This window comes from Paracidovorax anthurii, assembly GCF_003269065.1.
Taxonomy (GTDB): Bacteria; Pseudomonadota; Gammaproteobacteria; order Burkholderiales; family Burkholderiaceae_C; genus Paracidovorax; species Paracidovorax anthurii.
On sequence record NZ_QLTA01000001.1, the window covers coordinates 164352 to 183591 of the forward strand.

15 protein-coding genes are annotated in these 19240 nt (G+C 72.7%); 7 read left to right on the top strand and 8 right to left on the bottom strand.

What is annotated here, in order from left to right; all coding sequences use genetic code 11:
- Position 1 precedes the first annotated feature (1 nt).
- The 3 genes from AX018_RS00780 to AX018_RS00790 all read right to left on the bottom strand — a co-directional run bounded on the left by AX018_RS00780 (position 2) and on the right by AX018_RS00790 (position 2847).
- The gene (locus AX018_RS00780) at positions 2 to 484 is read right to left on the bottom strand and encodes an aromatic-ring-hydroxylating dioxygenase subunit beta (protein ID WP_111875411.1); all 483 of its coding nucleotides are present in this window, start codon (positions 482 to 484) and stop codon (positions 2 to 4) included.
- A 5-nt stretch (positions 485 to 489) separates the two neighbouring features.
- Positions 490 to 1755, bottom strand: a complete 1266-nt coding sequence (locus AX018_RS00785) for an aromatic ring-hydroxylating dioxygenase subunit alpha (protein ID WP_111875352.1) — start codon at positions 1753 to 1755, stop codon at positions 490 to 492.
- Positions 1756 to 1857: 102 nt separating this feature from the next.
- Positions 1858 to 2847, bottom strand: coding sequence for a 2Fe-2S iron-sulfur cluster-binding protein (locus AX018_RS00790; RefSeq protein ID WP_111875353.1), 990 nt, complete (start codon positions 2845 to 2847; stop codon positions 1858 to 1860).
- Positions 2848 to 2962: 115 nt separating this feature from the next.
- Between AX018_RS00790 and AX018_RS00795 the strand changes: the two genes are divergently transcribed.
- The gene (locus tag AX018_RS00795) at positions 2963 to 3871 is read left to right on the top strand and encodes a LysR family transcriptional regulator (protein WP_111875354.1); all 909 of its coding nucleotides are present in this window, start codon (positions 2963 to 2965) and stop codon (positions 3869 to 3871) included.
- A 42-nt stretch (positions 3872 to 3913) separates the two neighbouring features.
- On the opposite strand, the gene AX018_RS00800 is transcribed toward AX018_RS00795, so the two are convergent.
- The 4 genes from AX018_RS00800 to gtdA form a co-directional block, all read right to left on the bottom strand.
- Positions 3914 to 5242: an MFS transporter gene (locus AX018_RS00800; RefSeq protein WP_111875355.1), complete on the bottom strand. Its 1329-nt coding sequence runs from the start codon at positions 5240 to 5242 to the stop codon at positions 3914 to 3916.
- A gap of 70 nt (positions 5243 to 5312) precedes the next feature.
- Complete coding sequence (gene maiA, locus AX018_RS00805; RefSeq protein WP_111875356.1) at positions 5313 to 5951, bottom strand: maleylacetoacetate isomerase; 639 nt, start codon at positions 5949 to 5951, stop codon at positions 5313 to 5315.
- 14 nt (positions 5952 to 5965) lie between these two features.
- Entirely contained in the window at positions 5966 to 6664 is a 699-nt protein-coding gene (locus AX018_RS00810; protein ID WP_111875357.1) for a fumarylacetoacetate hydrolase family protein, read from the bottom strand.
- Positions 6665 to 6714: 50 nt separating this feature from the next.
- Positions 6715 to 7788, bottom strand: coding sequence for a gentisate 1,2-dioxygenase (gene gtdA, locus AX018_RS00815; RefSeq protein ID WP_111875358.1), 1074 nt, complete (start codon positions 7786 to 7788; stop codon positions 6715 to 6717).
- A gap of 162 nt (positions 7789 to 7950) precedes the next feature.
- On the opposite strand from gtdA, the gene AX018_RS00820 reads away from it, so the two are divergent.
- Positions 7951 to 8877, top strand: coding sequence for a LysR family transcriptional regulator (locus tag AX018_RS00820; protein WP_111875359.1), 927 nt, complete (start codon positions 7951 to 7953; stop codon positions 8875 to 8877).
- 180 nt (positions 8878 to 9057) lie between these two features.
- On the top strand, positions 9058 to 10719 hold the full coding sequence (locus AX018_RS00825) for an acyl-CoA dehydrogenase family protein (protein ID WP_111875360.1): 1662 nt from the start codon (positions 9058 to 9060) through the stop codon (positions 10717 to 10719).
- A 19-nt stretch (positions 10720 to 10738) separates the two neighbouring features.
- Here AX018_RS00825 and AX018_RS24505 read toward each other — a convergent pair whose 3' ends face one another.
- Entirely contained in the window at positions 10739 to 11707 is a 969-nt protein-coding gene (locus AX018_RS24505; protein ID WP_170146149.1) for a hypothetical protein, read from the bottom strand.
- 99 nt (positions 11708 to 11806) lie between these two features.
- Here AX018_RS24505 and AX018_RS00835 point away from each other — a divergent pair, with 99 nt between their 5' ends.
- The 4 genes from AX018_RS00835 (at position 11807) to AX018_RS00850 (ending at position 19238) form a co-directional block, all read left to right on the top strand.
- Entirely contained in the window at positions 11807 to 14959 is a 3153-nt protein-coding gene (locus tag AX018_RS00835; protein ID WP_111875362.1) for a hypothetical protein, read from the top strand.
- Positions 14960 to 15074: 115 nt separating this feature from the next.
- Complete coding sequence (locus tag AX018_RS00840) at positions 15075 to 15611, top strand: sigma-70 family RNA polymerase sigma factor (RefSeq protein WP_111875363.1); 537 nt, start codon at positions 15075 to 15077, stop codon at positions 15609 to 15611.
- 10 nt (positions 15612 to 15621) lie between these two features.
- The gene (locus AX018_RS00845; protein ID WP_245951379.1) at positions 15622 to 16575 is read left to right on the top strand and encodes a FecR domain-containing protein; all 954 of its coding nucleotides are present in this window, start codon (positions 15622 to 15624) and stop codon (positions 16573 to 16575) included.
- Between the two features lie 215 nt (positions 16576 to 16790).
- Positions 16791 to 19238: a TonB-dependent receptor gene (locus AX018_RS00850; RefSeq protein ID WP_111875364.1), complete on the top strand. Its 2448-nt coding sequence runs from the start codon at positions 16791 to 16793 to the stop codon at positions 19236 to 19238.
- Positions 19239 to 19240: the final 2 nt, after the last annotated feature.

A 19240-nucleotide genomic window follows, 5' to 3' on the forward strand; every position in this document is an offset into this window, starting at 1 on the left:
CTCAGATGGGGTAGATGATGGAATTCGGGATCATTTCGCTGTCGTAGATGCACTGCTTCGACGCGAAGCGCAGGCCCCCGGGCGTGCGCACCACGACGTCGAGGTAGCGCCCCACGTTGAACACGGTGGTCGGCTCCGAGAGCTTGGTGCGAAAGACGGCGTAGTTCGCCTCGCACTCCCAGCGGCCCTCGCCGGCCGGGCGCACGAGGGGCGCGCCGACCACGTGGCGCTGGTAGTAGGGGTCGTGGAACAGCGTTTCGCGGATGCCGTACACGCGGTCGCGGAGCATGCCCTGGCTGTCGAACGACAGCGTGGCCAGCGGCAGGCCGCGCTCGTGGTTCTCGCGCGGCTGCAGGCGGTACACGCAGTCGTCGGTGAAGAAGCCCGGCCACCGCTCCCACTGCGCGGCGTCGAGCGCGGCGGCGTAGTCGGCATAGAGCTGCTGCAGGGCGAGGTAGTCGGCGAAGTCGATGGGCGTGGCCATGGCGTTCACTCCTCCGTCTCCATCACGCTGCGCCAATATTCGTACATGCCCCGGATCAGCGTCTCCGTGACCATGTGGTCGGCGTCGCCCACGTCGCGCCCGCCCAGCTCCACCAGCGCGCGGTGGAAGGGCTTCTGCTCGAAGCCCTGCTGCGAGAACTCGATCACCTCGCCGTCGTCGGCCGAGACGAAGCCCGCCGGGCCGAACAGGTTGGCCTGCAGCAGGCGGCGGCGCGTCATGGCCTCGTCGTCGTCCTCGAAGCCGAAGTGCGTCCACACGAAGTCGAAGGCGTCGTGGCCCACGGGCTGGATGTGGCGCGTGGAGACGCTGTTGACCTGCTGCTGCAGGATCACGCTGGGGAACAGCGTGGTCATCACGGCCGTGGGGCCGCCCCACCAGGGCTCGGGCACGATGTCGAGGAAGCGCGGGTCCTCCAGTTGCATGCCGGCCTTGAAGCTGGAGACGTTGGACACGTCGGACTGCTTCTTCGCCTCTCCGCGCGTGGAGACCATCGCGGCGTGGCGGTGGCGCGCATCCATCCGCAGCTCGGACTGGTTGTCGGCGCGCCAGAGGCCGAAGGTGACGAACCAGGTGTGCAGCAGGCCCGGGTGGTAGGGGTCCTTGATGTTCTCCTGCATCAGCTTCCAGTTGCCGGGGATGCGCTGGCGGTTGTAGCCCAGGATCTTCAATGCGCGGCCGTCGAAGAGGCGGTCGAAGTAGCGCAGGATCTCGGGGCCCATGAAGTCCTCCAGCGGTTCCACGCCATGGTCGAACGAGGCGAACACCACGCCGCCGCGCGCGGCCACCTTCAGCCGCGTGAGGCCGTGCTCCTCCACCTTGAAATCCGCCGGCATGCCGCCGTTCACCTTGCCGTCCTGCTTCACGCCCCGGCGGAAGGGCACGCCCTGCAGCGCGCCGTCGAGGCGGTAGTTCCACTGGTGGTAGGGGCAGACGAATTCCTTGCGGTTGCCGTGCCGCTCGCGGCAAAAGCGCATGCCCCGGTGCGCGCAGACGTTTTCCACCACGTGCAGCTGCATGTCCTCGCCGCGCACCAGGATCACCGAGCGCTCGCCGATCGCCGTGCGCTTGAAGTCGCCCGGGTTCGGCACCTCAGCCTCCAGCCCCACGTAGCACCAGTGGCCGCGGTAGAAAAAGCGCTCCAGCTCCCGGCGGTAGAGGTCTTCGCTGGTGTAGGCCAGGAAGGGCACGCGGCTCGTGCCCTCGGACTCCCAGGCGGGCCGGATCGGGAACACCGGTTGGGGTGCGTTCATGGTTTGTCTCCTTGTGGTGGTGGGGTGTGTCTTTTGTGGAACCGGCGCTGCGCTTCCCGTCCGATGGCCGCGGAGCAAGCCATGCCAGCGGACGCCGTGGCATCACGCGGCAACGCTGGCGTAGAAGGCGTCGGCATGGATGTGCGCGGGGTCGATGCCGCGCTGGCGCGCGAGCAGCGATGCGGCCTCGACCATCGGCGGCGAGCCGCACAGGTAGGCCCGCCAGCCGCGCAGGTCGCGCCAGTCCTGCGCGATCGCCTCGGTGACGAGGCCCGGGCGCTGCCCCGGCGCCGGGTGGCCCCCGGCCACCACCGCATGCACGTGCAGGTTGCCGTGGTCGCGCCGCAGCGCTTCGAGCCACGGCAGGCCATAGACGTCACGCGGCGAGCGCGCCCCGCAATAGACGTGGATGGGGTTGCGCATGCCGCCCTCCAGCGCGCCGCGCACGATGGAGAGGATGGGCGCGAGCCCCGTGCCGCCGGCCACGCAGAGCATCGGGCCGTCGTGCCGGCGGCGCAGGTAGGCCGAGCCGAGCGGGCCGCTCACGCGCACGGCGTCACCCACGGCCAGCGCGTTCGCCACGTGCTCCGAGGCCTGCCCGCCCGCGACGAGGCGCACGTGGAACTCCAGCTCGCCGTCGCCCGCAAGGCCGGCCATCGAGTAGGGGCGCACGAGGCCGGGGCCGAACTGCAGGTGGGCGTACTGGCCCGGCGAGAACTCCAGCGGCTTGGCTGGCTTCAGGCGCAGGCGCCGGATGTCGTGGGTGAGCGTTTCGATGGCCACCACGGCGGCCTTGAGGATGCGCGCGGGGTGCACCACCACCTCGTCGGGCTCGGGGATTTCGATGGTGCAGGACTCGCTGAGCACCGTCTGGCAGGCGAGCACGGTCTCTTCGTCGCCCTCGCTCGGGCGGCGCATGGCGCGGCCCGTGTCGAGCACGTCGCCGGAGAGCACCTTGCAGCGGCAGGTGCCGCAGCGGCCGGCCATGCAGCTATAGGAAACGGGGATCTGGTGCTCTCGCAGCACCTCCAGGAGATTGGCGCCCGCCGGTGCGGAAAGCACGCGGCCGAGCGGCTGGATGCGCAGTTCCATCGTGGTTGTCTCGGTTTCGTTGGAGTTGTGGAGCGCATCATTCCAACGATCCTGACATCAGCCAATAGAATGGCATGAATACACCTTATCACTGCAATCAATACAGGTGCCGCGCATGGAGCTGGAAGACATCGACCTGAACCTGCTGGTGGTCTTCCAGCAATTGCTCGTCACGCGGCGAGTCTCCAGGGTGGCCGAAAACCTGGGCCTCACGCAGCCGGCGGTGAGCAATGCGCTGGCGCGGCTGCGCAAGCTGCTGGGCGACGAGCTGTTCCTGCGCACGCCGGGCGGCATGGAGCCCACGCCCTACGCGGAGCAACTGGCCGAATCGGTGTCGTACGCGCTGGCGATGATCCACGGCGCGCTGAACCACCGGGCGGGGTTCGACCCGCTCACGAGCCAGCGCGTGTTCAAGGTGGGCATGACCGACATCGGCGAGATCTATTTCCTGCCGCGCCTGCTGGAGCGCCTGGCGCGCGACGCCCCCGGCGTGCGGCTGAGCACAGTGCGCAGCACCGCCGTGAACCTCAAGGAGGCGATGGAATCGGGCGCGGTGGACCTCGCCATCGGCCTGCTGCCGCAGCTCAAGGCAGGGTTCTTCCAGCGGCGGCTGTTCCGCCAGCCCTATGTGTGCCTGTTCCGCCAGGGGCACCGCCTCGACAGGCGCCGCATCACCCTGGCCGATTTCTCGCGCGCCGGGCACGTGGTGGTGGTGTCGGAGGGCACGGGCCACGGCAAGGTGGACGAGCTGCTGGAGCGCATGGGCATCGCGCGCGACGTGCGGCTGACGGTGCCGCACTTCGTGGCCATCGGCCACATCCTGCAGGCCACGCAGCTGGTGGCCACGGTGCCCGAGAAGCTGGCGCAGGGCCTGGCGCAGCCCTTCGGCCTGGCCTGGGGCGCGCACCCGGCCAAGCTGCCGCAGGTGGCCATCAACCTGTTCTGGCACACCAAGTTCCACCGCGACCCGGCCAGCCAGTGGCTGCGCGGGCTGATGGTGGAGATGTTCGCCGAGTCCCAATGACCCTAGTGCCCGCCGTGGCGCCCGGGGGCGGGCGCGGCGCAATCAGCCCGCGCCGCGCCGGATGCGGCCGAGCGCGAACACCGCCGCGGCCGCCAGCAGCGCCGGCACCGCCGCCGCGAGGATGATGGACGAGGCCGGCCAAGCCGCGGCCAGGAACGCGCCGCCCGCCAGCGGCCCCACGATGGCGCCGATGCGGCCCACGCCCAGCGCCCAGCCCACGCCGGTGGCGCGGATGTGGGTGGGGTAGATCGAGGCCGCGAGCGCGTTGCAGCCGATCTGCGCGCCCACCACGCCGAAGCCCGAGAGCGCCGCGCCCGCCAGCAGCCCGCCGAGGTTCTGCCCGCTGAAGGCGATGAGCGCGATGAAGCCGGCCGATGCCGCGTAGGCCGCGCCCAGCACCGCATAGGGGCTGAAACGGTCGATGAGGCGGCCGAGCACGAGCGCGCCCGCCACGCCGCCCAGGTTGAGCATGGCGGTGGAGAGGATGGCCTTCTCCAGCGGCAGGCCCGCGCCCTTGAGCAGCGTGGGCAGCCAGTTGACGAGGAAGTACATGACCAGCAGGTTCATGAAGAACGCCAGCCACAGCAGCGCGGTGGTGGGCAGGCGCCCGTGGCGGAACAGCTCGAACACCGAGAAGCCCGCCCCCGCGCCCCCCGCCTCGCCGCGCAGACCCGCCATGACGGTGGCCGGGTCCTCGCCGGGATAGGCGCGGCGCACGATGGGCTCGTAGCGCGCGGGCGCGGCGCCGCTCGCGGCCAGGTAGCGCAGCGACTCGGGCAGCATGGCCGCCAGCACGGGCAGCAGCAGCAGCGGCAGCACGCCGCCCAGCACGAACACCGCGTGCCAGTCGTAGCGCGCGATGAGCCAGCTCGACACGAGCCCGCCCAGCGTGGAGCCCAGCGGGAAGCCGCAGAACATCACCGTGACCAGCGTGGCGCGCAGGCGCTGCGGCGCGTATTCGCTGGTGAGGGCGATGATGTTGGGCATGGCCGCGCCCAGGCCCACGCCGGTGACGAAGCGGTAGGCCAGCAGCTCGGTCATGCTCGTGGCCCAGGCGGTGAGCAGCGCGAACAGGCCGAAGATGAAGGTGGACAGCAGGATGATCTTCTTGCGGCCCCAGCGGTCGGCGGCGGGGCTCAGGATGAAGGCGCCGGCCATCAGCCCGAAGAGGCCCACGGCGAAGATGGGCCCGAAGTCCGAGGGCTTGAGCCCCCAGTCCTCCGCGATGCGCGGGGCCACGTAGGCGATGGACTGGGTGTCGAAGCCGTCGAGCATGGCGACGATGGCGCACAGCAGCGTCACGTGGAACTGCAGCGGCCCGAACGCGGACCGGTCGGCCACGGAGGCGCCGGCGGTGAGGGGGATGGTCATGGTTGTCTCGCTCCTGTTTTTTCTGTCGCTCTCCCGCGGGATGCCGGGCCCCGGGGCGGGCCCTGCGCCGTCACGGCTGGTGGTCGGGCTGCGCCTGCGGCCGCGCCGCGATGAAGGCCGGGTGGCCGCCGGCATGCGCGTGCACCGCCATCACGCGCGCGTAGGGCGCCAGGTCGCAGCCCGCGCGCAGCGCGTTGGCCACCTGCGGGACCAGGCACACGTCGGCGGCCGTGGGCTGGTCGCCGAAGCACCAGGGGCCGTGGCCATCGCGCTCCAGCAGGCGCTCCACGGCCGTGAAGCCCTCGGCCACCCAGTGCGCGTACCACGCGTCCTTCTGTGCCGCCGTGAGCCCCAGCGGGCCCTGCAGGTACTTCAGGATGCGCAGGTTGTTGACGGGGTGCATGTCGCACGCGATCGCGTGGGCCAGCTCCAGCACGCGCGCGCGCAGCCGGGGCTCCAGCGGGATCAGGCGCGGCTCGGGCACGCGCTGGTCGAGGTAGTCGAGGATGGCCATCGATTGCCCGAGGGCGAAGCCGTCGTCCACCAGCGTGGGCACGGACCGCGAGGGGTTGAGCCCCGCGTAGTCCCCGGCGCGGTGCGCGCCCGCGCGGATGTCCACCCCGTGGTATTGCGCGTCCAGCCCCTTGAGGGCCAGCGCGATGCGCACCCGGTACGAGGTGGAGCTGTTGAAGAAGCTGTAGAGCTGCATGCCGCGGTGCTCCGTCAGGCGATCTCGGCGCGCAGCTCGCCCAGGCGGTCCACGCCCACGGCCAGGCGGTCGCCGCGCGCCACGGCGCCCACGCCCTCGGGGGTGCCGGTGTAGACCAGGTCGCCCGGCTCCAGGCGGAAGTAGGTGGAGAGATCGGCGATGGTCTCGGCCACCGACCAGATGAGGTGCGACACGTCGCTGCGCTGGCGGTCGGCGCCGTTCACGGTGAGCCAGATGCCGGCCTGCGCGAAGTGGCCCACGTCGCTGGCGCGGTGGATCGGGCCGATGGGCGCCGACTGGTCGAAGGCCTTGCCGATCTCCCAGGGCCGGCCCATCTCGCGCATCTCCATCTGGCGGTCGCGGCGCGTCATGTCCAGGCCCACGGCATAGCCCCAGGCGTGGTCCAGCGCCGTGGCCACCGGGATGTCGCTGCCGCCCCGGCCGATGGCCACGACCAGCTCGGCCTCGTAGTGGTAGTTGCCGGTGCGCGGCGGGTAGGCGAGCCGCAGCGTCTCGCCCGGGGCCACGGGCACGACCGCGTCGGCGGGCTTGCAGAAGAAGAAGGGCGGCTCGCGGTCGGGGTCGAAGCCCATCTCGCGCGCGTGGGCGGCGTAGTTGCGGCCCACGCAGTACACGCGGCGGACGGCGAAATGGTCGCCCGTGCCGGCGACGGGCACGGCGACGGGGGCGGGCGCGGGGAAGACGAAGGCCATGGTTCTTTTGCTTTCTGTTTCAGGGGATGACGATGGGGAACGGATGGTGTTCAGGCGCGCTCTTCGCGCAGCAGGCCGAGCGCCGCCTGCACGGGGCGGTCGGAGTAGCTGAAGAGCACCGCGTCCTGCGTGGCGGCGAGCTGCACCGGCGCCCACGAGGGCACGACGAAGGTGTCGCGCGGGCCGAACTGGAAGGTCTGCTCGCCGATGCGCGCCGTGCCCTGGCCCTCGACCACGCTGAAGACGGTGGCGTCGGTGCTGCGCCAGGTGCGGCCCTGGAAGCCCGCGGGCAGGAGCTGCAGGAAGGTGGCCATGGTGGGCATGGGCCAGCCGCCCGTGGCGGGGTTGGCGTAGCGCAGCTTCACGCCGTCCCATGCGTCCAGCTCGCCCTGGCGGAAGAGCTGGTCCAGCGCCTCGCGGCTGCGCTCGTAGGGGTAGCTGAAGAGCGGCGATGCCGGGTCGGCCGCGCGGTGCCGCACGGGCACCATGGCATGGCCGAAGGCGGCGAGGCTGCGGCCCTCGGGCCGCGCGAGCGGCTGCACGGCCTGCGGATAGTTCTCGGCGAAGCCCGCGTCCAGGGACCGGACCAGCGGGATGTCCAGCCCGTCGAGCCACACCACGGGCTCGCCGCCCTCCTCCACCGTCGGGTTGCCGTGGTCGTGCCAGGTCCACGAGGGCGTGATGATGAAATCGCCCGGGCGCATGGTGGTGCGCTCGCCGTTCACCGCCGTGTAGGCGCCCCGCCCCTCGACGATGAAGCGCAGCGCCGACTGCGTGTGGCGGTGGCTGGGCGCGACCTCGCCGGGCAGGATGAGCTGCAGCCCGGCGTAGAGCGTGGAGGTGATGCTGGCGCGGCCCGCGAGCCCCGGGTTCTCCAGGATCAGCACGCGGCGCACGGCCTCCTCGGCGCTGATGACCTCGCCGGCCTGCATCACCAGCGGGCGCACGTCCTCGTACCGCCAGAGGGCCGCCACGGCCTGGGGCCGGGGCTCGCGCGGCACCAGGCTGTGCAGCGATTCCCACAGCGGGGCGAGGCCCTGGCGGGCGATGCGGTCGTAGTAGGCCTGCCGGTCGGGGCGGGCCCCGGCCTGCGCCGCCGGGGGGGAAAGGGTGGTGGCATCCATGCCTTGTCTCCTGTCTCTGGGGGATTCCCATGCCATGGGCCCTTCTTGCGGGGCCGTGCATGGCGCGATGGGCGGATTATTCGAAGGCAGGGATAGTCCGTAAAATCATTTTTTGGTCTTATCCATATATTTCCGGATATAGCCATCTTTCCCCCACCCCCCATGGACTGGACCCACCGCCTGCGGCTGCGCCACCTGCAGATGCTCCTGAGCCTCGCGCAGACGGGCAACATGAGCCGCTCGGCGCAGGCGCTCAACACCGCGCAGCCCGCGCTCTCCAAGTGGCTCAAGGAGCTGGAGGAGGACATCGGCGTGCCGCTCTTCGAGCGCCACGCGCGCGGGCTCAAGCCCACGGCCCAGGGCGAGGCGCTGATCGCCCACGCGCGGCGCGTCGAGGCGCACCTGGACAGCGCGCGCGACGACATGCACGCGCTGCGCGAGGGCGGCAGCGGCCTGGTGGTGGTGGGCACCTCGGGCGCCTCGGCCTCCGACGTGGTGCCCATGGCCGTGCTGCGCCTGCTGGAGTGGCTGCCGCGCGCGCGCATCCGGCTGGCCGAGAGCACCATGAACGTGCTCATGCAGCAGCTCGCCACCGGCGAGCTCGACGTGGTGGTGGGCCGCTCGGCGCCCGAGCTGCACGACACCCACATCCACGCCGAGATGCTCTACATGGAGCCCATCCACCTCGTGGCGCGGCCGCAGCACCCGCTGTTCCGGCAGCCGGGCGAGCCGGGCTGGGACGACCTCATGGCCTACCGCTGGCTCGTCTGGCCCCGGGGCACGCCGATCCGCAACGCGCTGGAGAACGCCCTCGCCACGGCCGGGCACGCGGTGCCGCGCGACACCGTGGAGTCGAACTCCGTCACGCTCAACCTCACGCTGCTGGGCCATAGCGACATGATCGGCATGGCCTCGCACCGCGCGGCGCTGCGCTTCTCGCAGCTGGGCGCGCTGCGCGTGCTGCCGGTGCGGCTGTCGGGCTTTGGCTCGGTGTCGATGTACTGGCGCGAGAACACCACCGACCGCGCCGCCGTGGCCAGCATGCTGCGCGCGCTGCGCGAGGTGGCCGCGTCCGCTCCGGCCCCATGAGCACCGTGGGTTCCGCCATTCACTCCTAAAGATATAGCAAACAACGTAGCAAAGACGGCGACATGGAGCCCTTCTGGCTTCAAAAATGCGACAAAGCACCGCCCCGGGCGTGCAAGTTCGCGGAACCGGGAGCACCATGGCGCCTTCGCGCACCGCGCGCCGCCAGCGGAGGACACGCCCATGGCCCCGGCCCACGCCACCCACGAGGTCTTCAACCAGTACCCGGAAATCACCGGCTACGACCTGCTCGCCACCGATGCCGCCCTGCTGGAAGGCCTGCAGCGCGCGGGCGCCGAGGGCGACCTGCCCGCCCTCGGCGCCTATGCGCGGCGGCTGGGCACGGCCGAGACCTTCGCGCTGGCCGAGCAGGCCAACCGCCACGCGCCCGAGCTGCACCGCTTCGACAGCCGGGGGCGGCGCATCGACCACGTGGAGTTCCACCCCGCATGGCACGCGCTCATGGCGCTCTACCGCGCGCAGGGGCTGGTCTCGATGCCGTTCGAGGGCGAGCGGCGCGGCCGCTGGAGCGCCTGGGCGGCGGGCTTCTACCTGCACGCGCAGGTGGAGCAGGGCACGCTCTGCCCGGCCACCATGACGCAGGCCGCCATCCCGCTGCTGCGCCGGGAGCCCGCGCTCTGGGAGCTGCTCGGCGCCCGGCTGCACGCCCGCGAGTACGACCCGCGCGACGTGCCGGCGCGGGACAAGGCCAGCATCTGGCTCGGCATGGGCATGACCGAGAAGCAGGGCGGATCGGACGTACGCGCCAACACCACCGTCGCCACGCCCGCGGACGCGGGCGGCCGGGGGAGCGAATACCTGCTGCGCGGCCACAAGTGGTTCTTCTCGGCGCCCCAGAGCGATGCGCACCTCGTCGTGGCGCGCACCGGCGAGGGCGGCCCGTTCGCGTGCTTCTACGTGCCGCGCCGCAGGCCCGACGGCACGCTCAACGGCGTGCACCTGCAGCGGCTCAAGGACAAGGTGGGCAACCGCAGCAACGCCAGCAGCGAGGCGGAATTCCACGACGCCTGGGGCCTGCTGGTGGGTGAGGAAGGCCGGGGCATCCCGACCCTCATCGAGATGGCCACCATCACGCGCCTGAACTGCGTGGCCGGCAGCGCGGCCATCCTGCGGCAGGCCACCGTGCAGGCCATCGCCTACGCGCGCCGCCGCCACGCCTTCGGCAAGGCCCTGGCCGATCAGCCGCTGATGCGCGCCGTGCTGGTCGATCTGGCGCTGGAGAGCGAGGCCGCGCTCGCCCTGCTGCTGCGCCTGGCCGAGGCCTTCGAGCAGGACAACAGCCCGGCGGAGCGGGCCTGGAAGCGCATCGTGACGCCGGCCGCCAAGTTCTGGGTGTGCAAGCGCGGCGTGGAATGCACCGCCGAGGCCATGGAGGTGCTCGGCGGCAACGGCTATGTGCGCGAGGGAACGCTGGCGCGGCTCTTTCTGGAGGCGCCGGTGAATTCGATCTGGGAAGGCTCGGGCAACGTGATGTGCCTGGACGTGCTGCGCGCCCTGGCGCGCGAGCCCGAGGCCGCGCTCGCGCTGCTGGACGAGCTGGCCCCGGCCGCGCAGGGCGAGCCGCGCATCGCCGCCGCGCTGCGCGACCTGCAGGCGGTCCTGCTGGCGCCGCCCGAGGGGCTGGAAGCCCTGGGCCGCGTGCTCGCGCAGCGCCTCGTGCTGGCCGCCCAGGCCTGCCTGCTGCGCCGCCACGCGCCCGACGCCGTGGCCGACGCGTTCATCGCCACGCGGCTGGCGGACGGCGGCGCGGGGCGCGTGGTGGGCGCCATCGACACGCGCGCGATGGACACCGGGGCGATCCTGGAGCGGGCGTTTTCGGGGTGAGCCGCGCCGCGCCAGCAGCCTAGATCGCTTGCAATGCAGTCATGTACTTCATGAAAGTCGCGTTGGCCTCTTCGGACGATGCGGCGCCGGCGCCCAGCAGCGGCAGCAACTGCTCAGGCGCGCCATGCTTTTTCAGCGCGTCGTCGATCTGTGCAACAACCGTTGCCTCGTCGTTCGTGTCCGCAATCGCGGTCCGCACCTGCGCCGCGAATGCCAGTTCAGACGGGGGAACTTCGCCCAGCTGGATCGTGTAGCCCATCGCCCCCAGGAACGGCCCTGGTCCTTTTTCTCCGAAGTGCTTGCCCAGCTCATCGGCGGCGGTCTTGCGCAGTTCCCCGTCCAACATCGGATCGGTCATCGCCTGCATCAGGTTGTCGATGCCCTTGGCCACCTCGCTGCGGGCCCATCCAGCCGGGACCTCGATCATCGCCTCCGACCCCAGCCGCGCCGTCTGTACCGCCGTCCACAATGCCATCGCCTTTTGGGGCTCCACCGAAGTGCCGCCCTTGAGGTGCGTTGCCACCTCCGTTTCCACCTCGGTGCGCTGCGCAGCCGTCATGGCCTCGGCCTGCTGGAGCTGCTCCTCGGCCGTCGCCTTCAGCAGGTTCCTGACCCGCTCCTGCGCCGGCCGCAGGCTGGGCGCATGCGGCGCGGTGCGCTGGGGACTCGCGGAACGCGCACGCGCGGCGGGCGAATCGATCGACGCCGAACGACCGCGCGGCGACCCGGCCAGCGCGTGGTCGGCATGCCGCGCGGAGCCTCGCGGCGAGACCTCGCCGGTGGAGGCCGAAGATGCGGAGCCATGCTCCGGCGGCGGCATGGTGGCGCGGCGCGCAGACGCGGGCGTGGAAACGTTGAGGGTCATGGCAAAAACTCCCTTGTCAAAAAGGGCCCATGCTCGCGCCGCCGGGCCGCACGGCCCCGGCCCCCCGCGAAAGGCATCGCTGCCTTGCGAAAGAAGGCAGGCCGGGGGCACGCTTCGCGCCATGGCGCAGCCCTTCGCGCCGCCCCCGCTGCGCCGCACGCGGCAGGCACACCATGCAGTGCCACGCCGCCGGCTCCGCACCGCCCCCGAGAAAGACGCGCCATGCTTCCCATCACCTCCCGCCCCTCTTCTCCCCGCGCAGGCCTGGACCACCCCGGGGCCCTTCCGGCGCAGGAGACCCCGGGCAGCCCGGGGCCGCGCCCGCCATCGCCCCACCCGCTGCGCGGCGCGCTGCCCTCCCGGCCGGGCACGCCGACGCCGCCGGATTCCCCGCTGGCGCCCCGGCGAACGCAACTCGGCACCTCCAGCTCCACGGAACGGCTGCAGGCGTTGCTGCGCCACCAGGCCGACGAGGCGACGGACGACGCGGCCCAGGCGATGGACACCGATTCGGATTCGGATTCCGACATGGAACTCGACATCGTCATCGACGACAGCGCGATCCAGGCCGCGCGCCAGGCCCGGATCGCCGAACTCACGCAGGCCCTGGCGGGCGCGCACACGACCGAGGCCTTGAACGCCATGGTGGAGCAGGCCATGCAGACGGCCTGGCAGGCGGCCGAGCGCGCCACGGTCCCCACGGGCAAGGACATCTCCGGCGCCCTCGTGCCCACCTTCGACAACCGGCACAACGGCTTCATGGACGCCTCGCAGGCCGTCGTGCGCCTGGAGGCGGCCGCGAACGCCTGGGATGCCGCGGTGGAGCACTACGGCGCGACGCTCTCCGCCCGCGACCTGCTCCTGCCGCACGCCGGCCCCGACCTGCTCGATCTGCAACTGCAGCACTTCCAGACCATGGCATGCCGCCTGCGGGCGCAGGAGAAGACCCTGCGCGGCCTCCTGCTCCTGCTGCAGTGCTTCCGGGTGGGGGCAGCGGGCCAGTCGCGCGTCCAGGACGAGGCGGCCGGCCATCTGCGCGAAGCCCGGGCCCTGCGCGCGCAGGAGCCCCTGGACGCGCTGCCTCCGGGCCTCGCGGAAATCGACCAGGCGCTCCGCCAGGCGCTGGCGCGCGTGGGCAAGTCCATCCAGGGCGATCTGGAGCAGATCCAACAGAGCGGCAAGCCGCACCACGCCCCCGCCACGCTGGCGCCGCCGGGCAGCAACGCCAGCCGGCCCACGTCCATCGAGGAGGCCTGGATCGCGCACGTCGCCCAGTCCGGCACCGCGCTGGAGGAAGCCGCCCGGGCATTGCTGGCCGCCTGGGGGCACCCACCGGAAGCGCCGGCCCTGGCCGCGCCGGTGGCCGAGGCGCTGACCGACCTGCCAGCCCTGCAAGACCGCGCGACCCAGCGCCGCGAAGCCGCGCTGCACCAGGCCATGGAGCCCCTGATGATGGCCGTGGAAGAGATGCAGGCCCGCGCCGCCGCGCGGCAGGACACGGCGCCGGACATGCCGTGGCGGCACACCCTGGACGTGTTCCACGACCTGAACCTCGCCCTGCAGTGCGCGGACGACTTCAGCCGCATGCTGGACGCCCGCGCCGCGCAGTGGACCCCCGCGCAGCGCGAAACCTCCCGCGAGACCCTCGACGGCCTGCAGGCCCGGATCGCCCCGGCCCGGGAACAGGCCTCGGCACAGGCGCGGGCCGCCCTGAACCAGTCGCTCGACAGCCTCATCCAGCGGGGCATCGGCCTGCTGCGGATCGCGCAAACCGGGCCCGAGGACATGCAGGCCGCGGTCCGGCAAGCCCTTCCCGAGCTGGCCTCCACGGCGCGGAGCGCCCTGGCGTGGCTGGAGCAGTCGGGCGTCCACCCCCGCCTCGCCCCCCTCTCGCTGGAGCAGTGCGCGCAGGTGTGCACCGCCATCGCCCAGGCCTGCGACGACATGGTCCACGTGCCCGGAACACCCGCCGAGGCCGTGGAACACGCGGCGCGCCTGCAGGCGACCGAGCGCCAGGTCCGACAGGCCGGCCAGGGGGAGCTGGCGCCCGCCATGCGCCCGTTGGCGGACCTCTGCGGGGCCGCGCGCATGGAGGCGCTGGAAAAGGCGATCGAGTTGGAGATCGAGGCCGTCAACGCCCTGGACCAGACCGAATGGAGCGGCATCAACACGGCGATGGAGCGCGTGGGAACCCTGCTGTCCTCGGCCCACGCCATCGGCTTCGGACTGCCATTGCAGACAGGCCCCTCGGGACTGCAGGCGGCCGGCACGGGCGCGTCCTCGTCCACGACCGCGTCGGCCATGGACGCCACCACCTCCGAGGACGCGGCGCTCGCAGCCACGGTCCGCGCCACGGCCCGGCGCGCGCGGGAGATGCGGCAGGCCTCCGCGGAGCTGCCGCGGGACACGCCGGCGCAGCTGGCGCAGATCCACCGCGAAACCCGCGCGGCGATCAGCGAGATCCTCTTCGCGGCGGAGGCCACCGACACGCTGCTCACCGTCTTCCAGGACGCCTCGGCCGCCCTGGCCATCGCCAGCGCGGCGGACCGGCCCGCGCTGGCGGCCGGTTTCGCGGACAGGGCCCGCCTGTCGAGCACGCACGCGGTCGATGCCCTGAGCGACCAGCTCGCCGCCAGCGCCGGCTTCAGCTCGAAGAAGGCCCGCCACCAGATCGACGATGCCGGGGCCAACAACCGCTACACCGAACGCACGGCGGCCCAGGCGGAGCTGAGCCTGCGGGCTCTGGGGCTGATCTTCGAAGGCCAGAAGAAAGCCCTGCAGATTCACGGGCAGGAGCGGCTCGCACACCACGAGTTCCAGGATGCCGTACACGCCATCAGCAAGCCGTACGAGGAAGCATTGACGACCATCGAAACGGGGATCAAGCGGCTGGAGGACAACCTGGCGACGGAGCGCGCGGCCTCGGGCGATACGCAGGGAACGGACGCGGAACTGAGTGCCATCAAGGCCAGCCTGGAGCGGCTGTCGTGGCGCGCCAGCAAGGAAATGGACATCACCGTCAGCCAGCTCACGGCCGACTGGCTGGAGCGCTTCATCGGCAATCCCCAGGCCAGCGCATCCCACGTGCGCCAGTTGATCGGCAGCACGGAAACGGTGAAGACCTACACCGAGCTGCTGGAGAAGCACAAGAAGGACCTCCTCGCAAAACTCGGCGACGATGCCATGAAGAGCGAGGCTCGCGCCTTCCTCGCGACCTGCCTGCGGGTGATGCAGCAACTGAGCGACCATAAAGAGAAGATCAAGCCCCAACTGAAGGAATTCACCACCCAGTACCTGGCGGATGCCGCCGCCAAGGCCGAGGAGCGCAAGACCTCGCAGCCCACCAACAAGGCACGCGGCCGCAAGCGGCGCTGACGGGGGCGGCCTGCGCCGCGGAATCCGCCCTCGCGGCCCGCCGGCGCGCCCCGTGCCGCCATAGAATGCGATCCATTCGCATCTGAGCCCTGCTTCCGCGGCGCCCGCCCACCCCATGTCCACCCCCGCTCCCACCGCCTCCGGGAATGCGGTGCACGCCCTCTACCTGCAGCACCATGGCTGGCTCGTCGCGCGGCTGCGCCGCAAGCTGGGCTGCGCCTGGGACGCGGCCGACCTGGCGCAGAGCACCTTCGTGCGGGTGCTGTGCGCGCGCGGCACGCCCGTGGAATCGCTGGCCGAGCCCCGCGCCTACCTGACCACCATCGCCCAGCACCTGCTCTCCAACCACCTGCGCCGCCGGCAGATCGAGCGCGCCTACCTGGAGGCCCTGGCCACGCTGCCCGAGCCCGTGGCGCCGCCGCCCGACGCGCGCCTGATGGTGCTGGAGACGCTCGTCGCCATCGACCGCCTGCTGGACGGCCTGCCCGTGGTGGCGCGCCGCGCCTTCCTGCTCTGGCGGCTGGAGGAGCTGACGCAGGAGGAGATCGCCGCGCGCCTGGGCCTCTCGCGCACCAGCGTGCGCCGGCACCTCGCGGCGGCGGCCGAGCGCTGCTATTTCGGCGATGCCGGCGATGCCGGCGATGCGGCCTGAGGCCCCGGCCGTGAGCCCCGCCGTGGCCCGGCAGGCCGTGGCCTGGCTGCTGGCGCTGGACGATGCGCCCGAGGGCTCGGCCGCCGCGCCCGCCACCCACGCGCGCTGGCGCGACTGGCTGGACGCCGACCCCGCCCATGCCCTGGCCTGGGAGCGCATCGCGGCCATGGACGCGCGGCTGCGCGAGACGCCCCCCGGCGCCGCGCTGCATGCGCTGGCAGCCCCGGGGGCCGCGCGCCGCCGCACGGCGGCCCGGCTGGCGGTGCTGCTGGCGGCGGGCACGGGCGCGCTGCTGGCCGCGCGCCAGACCGCGCCCTGGCAGGCGCTCGCGGCCGACCTCTCCACCGCCACGGGCGAGCGGCGGCACACCGTGCTTGCCGACGGCACGCGGCTGCAGCTGGATACGGCCTCGGCCGTGGATGTGCGCTACGGCGCCATCGAGCGCCGCATCGTGCTGCGCCGGGGCGAGATCCTGATCGAAAGCGCGCCGGATGCCGCGCGCCCGCTGCGCGTGCAGACCGCCGAGGGCACCGTGCGCGCCATCGGCACGCGCTTCACCGTGCGCCAGCGGGATGGCCTGACGGCCGTCGCCGTGCTGGGCGGCGCGGTGGAACTGCAGCCGCGCGGCGCGCAGGCACCGCCCCTGGTGCTGCACGCGGGGCAGGAGGCGGCCTTCAGCGCCACGCAGGCATCGCCGGCCGCCCCTCTGCGCGAAGGCGCGGCCGCCTGGAGCGAGGGCATGCTCGTGGCCGACGACATGGCCCTGCCCGACTTCCTCGCCGAGCTGGGCCGCTACCGCCCCGGCGTGCTGCGCTGCGCGCCCGAGGCCGCCGGCCTGCGCGTGTCGGGCACCTACCCGCTGGACGACACCGACCGCGTACTGGCCGCGCTCACGCGCTCGCTGCCGGTGGAGGTGCGCAGCCGCTCGCGCTGGTGGGTGACCGTGGCACGGCGGGCGGGCTGACCGGCACGCCCTTCCGGCCAGGACCGAATAGCTACACATTTAATAGCAAACTCTCCATATTTCACGGCGACATGGAACCATCCCGGCTTCAAATCCTGCCCGGGGTGGCCATTTTCCGGCCCTCGCGTGTCATGCCAGGAGAAGCCCCGCACTGCGGGGCCTCGCCGCCCGACGGCACCGCCCGTCGATGCCCCTCCGATCCGCCCCGCACCTCCATGACCTCCGCGCCGCGCCTCCGCCACCCGCTCGCTCCCCTGCCCCTCGCCGCCCGCCTGCTGTGCCTCGCCGCCCTCGGGGCCTTCGCGCCCGCCGCAGCCCTCGCCCAGCCCGCGCCCACGGCCGGGGACAGCGCCCCCCGCGCCTACGCCATCGGCCCGGGCCCGCTCGCCGCGGCCCTGAACCGCCTCGGCCGGGAATCGGGCACGCTCATCACCTTCGACCCCGCCCTGGCGGCGGGCCTGGAAACGCCCGGCGTGCAGGGCGCGCGCACGGTGGACGGCGCGCTCGCCGCGCTGCTGCGCGGCACGGGCCTGGAAGCCGTGCCGGGCCAGGACGGCGCCTACTCCCTGCGCCGCACGCCCGAGGCGGCCCCCGCGCTGCCGCCGCGCGGCGCCACGGTGCTGCGGGAGGTAACGGTCGCCGCCACCGCCACCGCCGGGCCGGACGCGCTGCCGGGCGCCTATGCCGGCGGCCAGGTGGCGCGCGGCGCGCGCCTGGGCCTGCTGGGCCAGACCGACGCGATGGACGCGCCCTTCCACGTCACCAGCATCACTGCCCAGGCCATGGAAGACCGCCAGACCACCACCGTGGCCGACGCGCTCGCCGCCGATCCCTCGGTGCGCAGCGCCGCGCCCGGCGGCGACGTGGCCGACGCCTTCTTCATCCGCGGCTTCGCCATCGGCGACAACAACATCGGCGAGGTGGCCTTCGACGGCCTGTACGGCGTGGCGCCCAACTACCGCCTGCTCACCGACTACGCCGAGCGCGTCGAAGTGCTCAAGGGCCCGGCGGCCATGCTCTACGGCATGTCGCCCAACAGCGGCATCGGCGGCGGCATCAACGTGGTGCCCAAGCGCGCCGCCGAAGACCTGCTGCGCCTGCGCGCCGACGCCGGCACGCGCTCGCAGGCCGGCGGCCACGTGGACTTCGCGCGCCGCTTCGGCGAGGGCCGCGCGTTCGGGGTGCGCTTCAACGGCGGCCGCCGCACCGGCGACACGCCCCTGGACCACCAGCACCGCGGCGCCACGCTGGGCGCGCTGTCGCTCGACTACACCGGCGAGCGCACCCAGGCCACGCTGGACCTGATCCACCAGCGCGAGGCCGTGGACGCCCCCACGCGCCGCCCCGCGCTGGCCGCCGGCGTGCCCGTGCCCGCCGCGCCCGACGCGCGGCGCAACATCACCCAGCGCTGGGAGTGGTACGACAGCACCGAGAAATCCGCCCTGCTGCGCGTGCAGCACGCGCTGCATCCCCAGCTCTCGCTGTTCGCGAGCGCGGGCACGGCGCAGTCCGACGTGGACCGCCTCTTCAACACCCCCACCATCGTGAACACGGCGGGCGACACCCGCGTCACCCCCACGCGCGCCCGCTTCGACGTGCGCCGCGAGGCGCAGGAGGCCGGCCTGCGCGGCCGCTTCGCCACGGGCGGCGCCTCGCACCAGGTCGCGCTGCAGTGGAGCCGCTACGAGGACCGCTACCGCATGGGCTCCGTGTCCGGCAGCGCCTACACGTCCAACCTCTACGCGCCCATCGATCGGCCCGCGCAATCGGTGGCCGCGCCGGCCGCCACGCCGCAGCGCTCGGGCAACCAGCTGCGCGGCGTCGCGCTCTCGGACACCATCGGCCTGCTGGACGAGCGCCTCATCGCCGTGCTGGGCGTGCGCCGCCAGCACGTGGGCTCGGACAACTTCGACGCCACGGGCGTGCGCACCGGCACCTATGCGCAAAGCGCCACCACGCCCATGGCGGGCCTCGTGTTCAAGCCCTGGGCGGGCGTCTCCCTCTACGCCAACGCCATCGAGGGCCTGAGCAAGGGCGACACCGCGCCCGGCACCGCCAGCAACACGGGCGAGGTGTTCGCGCCCTACAAGGCCCGCCAGCGCGAGATCGGCGTGAAGGTGGACCACGGCCGCTTCATGACCACGGCCAGCCTGTTCCAGATCCGCAAGCCCAGCGGCCTGCTGGTGGACAACCGCTTCACGGTGGCCGGCGAGCAGCGCAACCGCGGCCTGGAGCTGACCGCCTACGGCGCGCTGCCCGGCGGCTGGCGCCTGCACGGCGGCGCCACCTGGATCGACGCCGAACTCACGCGCACCGGCAACCCGGCCACGGCTGGGCGCACCGCCGTGGGCGTGCCGCGCGCGCAGTTCACGCTGCAGGCCGAGGTGGACGCCGCCGCCGTGCCGGGCCTCACGCTCACGGCCGCGGCCCAGCACACCGGCGCGCAGTTCGCCGACGCCGCCAACACCCAGCGCCTGCCCGCCTGGACCACGCTGGACCTGGGCCTGCGCTGGCGCGCGCGCATCGCCGACCGCGACACCACCTTCCGCGCCATCGTGCGCAACGCCACGGGCCGCGACTACTGGGCGGGCGCGTCCACCTGGGGCACCCTGCTGCAGGGCGCGCCGCGCACGCTGCAGGTGTCGGCCACGGTGGATTTCTGAAA

Bases quoted from the DNA above. Each gene is read 5' to 3' on its own strand.
- maiA (WP_111875356.1), bottom strand. From the start codon at position 5,951: ATGCAGCTCTACAGCTTCTTCAACAGCTCCACCTCGTACCGGGTGCGC.
- AX018_RS00840 (WP_111875363.1), top strand. From the start codon at position 15,075: ATGTCCACCCCCGCTCCCACCGCCTCCGGGAATGCGGTGCACGCCCTC.
- AX018_RS00825 (WP_111875360.1), top strand. From the start codon at position 9,058: ATGGCCCCGGCCCACGCCACCCACGAGGTCTTCAACCAGTACCCGGAA.
- AX018_RS00820 (WP_111875359.1), top strand. From the start codon at position 7,951: ATGGACTGGACCCACCGCCTGCGGCTGCGCCACCTGCAGATGCTCCTG.
- gtdA (WP_111875358.1), bottom strand. From the start codon at position 7,788: ATGGATGCCACCACCCTTTCCCCCCCGGCGGCGCAGGCCGGGGCCCGC.
- AX018_RS00835 (WP_111875362.1), top strand. From the start codon at position 11,807: ATGCTTCCCATCACCTCCCGCCCCTCTTCTCCCCGCGCAGGCCTGGAC.
- AX018_RS00785 (WP_111875352.1), bottom strand. From the start codon at position 1,755: ATGAACGCACCCCAACCGGTGTTCCCGATCCGGCCCGCCTGGGAGTCC.
- AX018_RS00800 (WP_111875355.1), bottom strand. From the start codon at position 5,242: ATGACCATCCCCCTCACCGCCGGCGCCTCCGTGGCCGACCGGTCCGCG.
- AX018_RS24505 (WP_170146149.1), bottom strand. From the start codon at position 11,707: ATGGCGCGAAGCGTGCCCCCGGCCTGCCTTCTTTCGCAAGGCAGCGAT.
- AX018_RS00790 (WP_111875353.1), bottom strand. From the start codon at position 2,847: ATGGAACTGCGCATCCAGCCGCTCGGCCGCGTGCTTTCCGCACCGGCG.
- AX018_RS00810 (WP_111875357.1), bottom strand. From the start codon at position 6,664: ATGGCCTTCGTCTTCCCCGCGCCCGCCCCCGTCGCCGTGCCCGTCGCC.
- AX018_RS00850 (WP_111875364.1), top strand. From the start codon at position 16,791: ATGACCTCCGCGCCGCGCCTCCGCCACCCGCTCGCTCCCCTGCCCCTC.
- AX018_RS00795 (WP_111875354.1), top strand. From the start codon at position 2,963: ATGGAGCTGGAAGACATCGACCTGAACCTGCTGGTGGTCTTCCAGCAA.
- AX018_RS00780 (WP_111875411.1), bottom strand. From the start codon at position 484: ATGGCCACGCCCATCGACTTCGCCGACTACCTCGCCCTGCAGCAGCTC.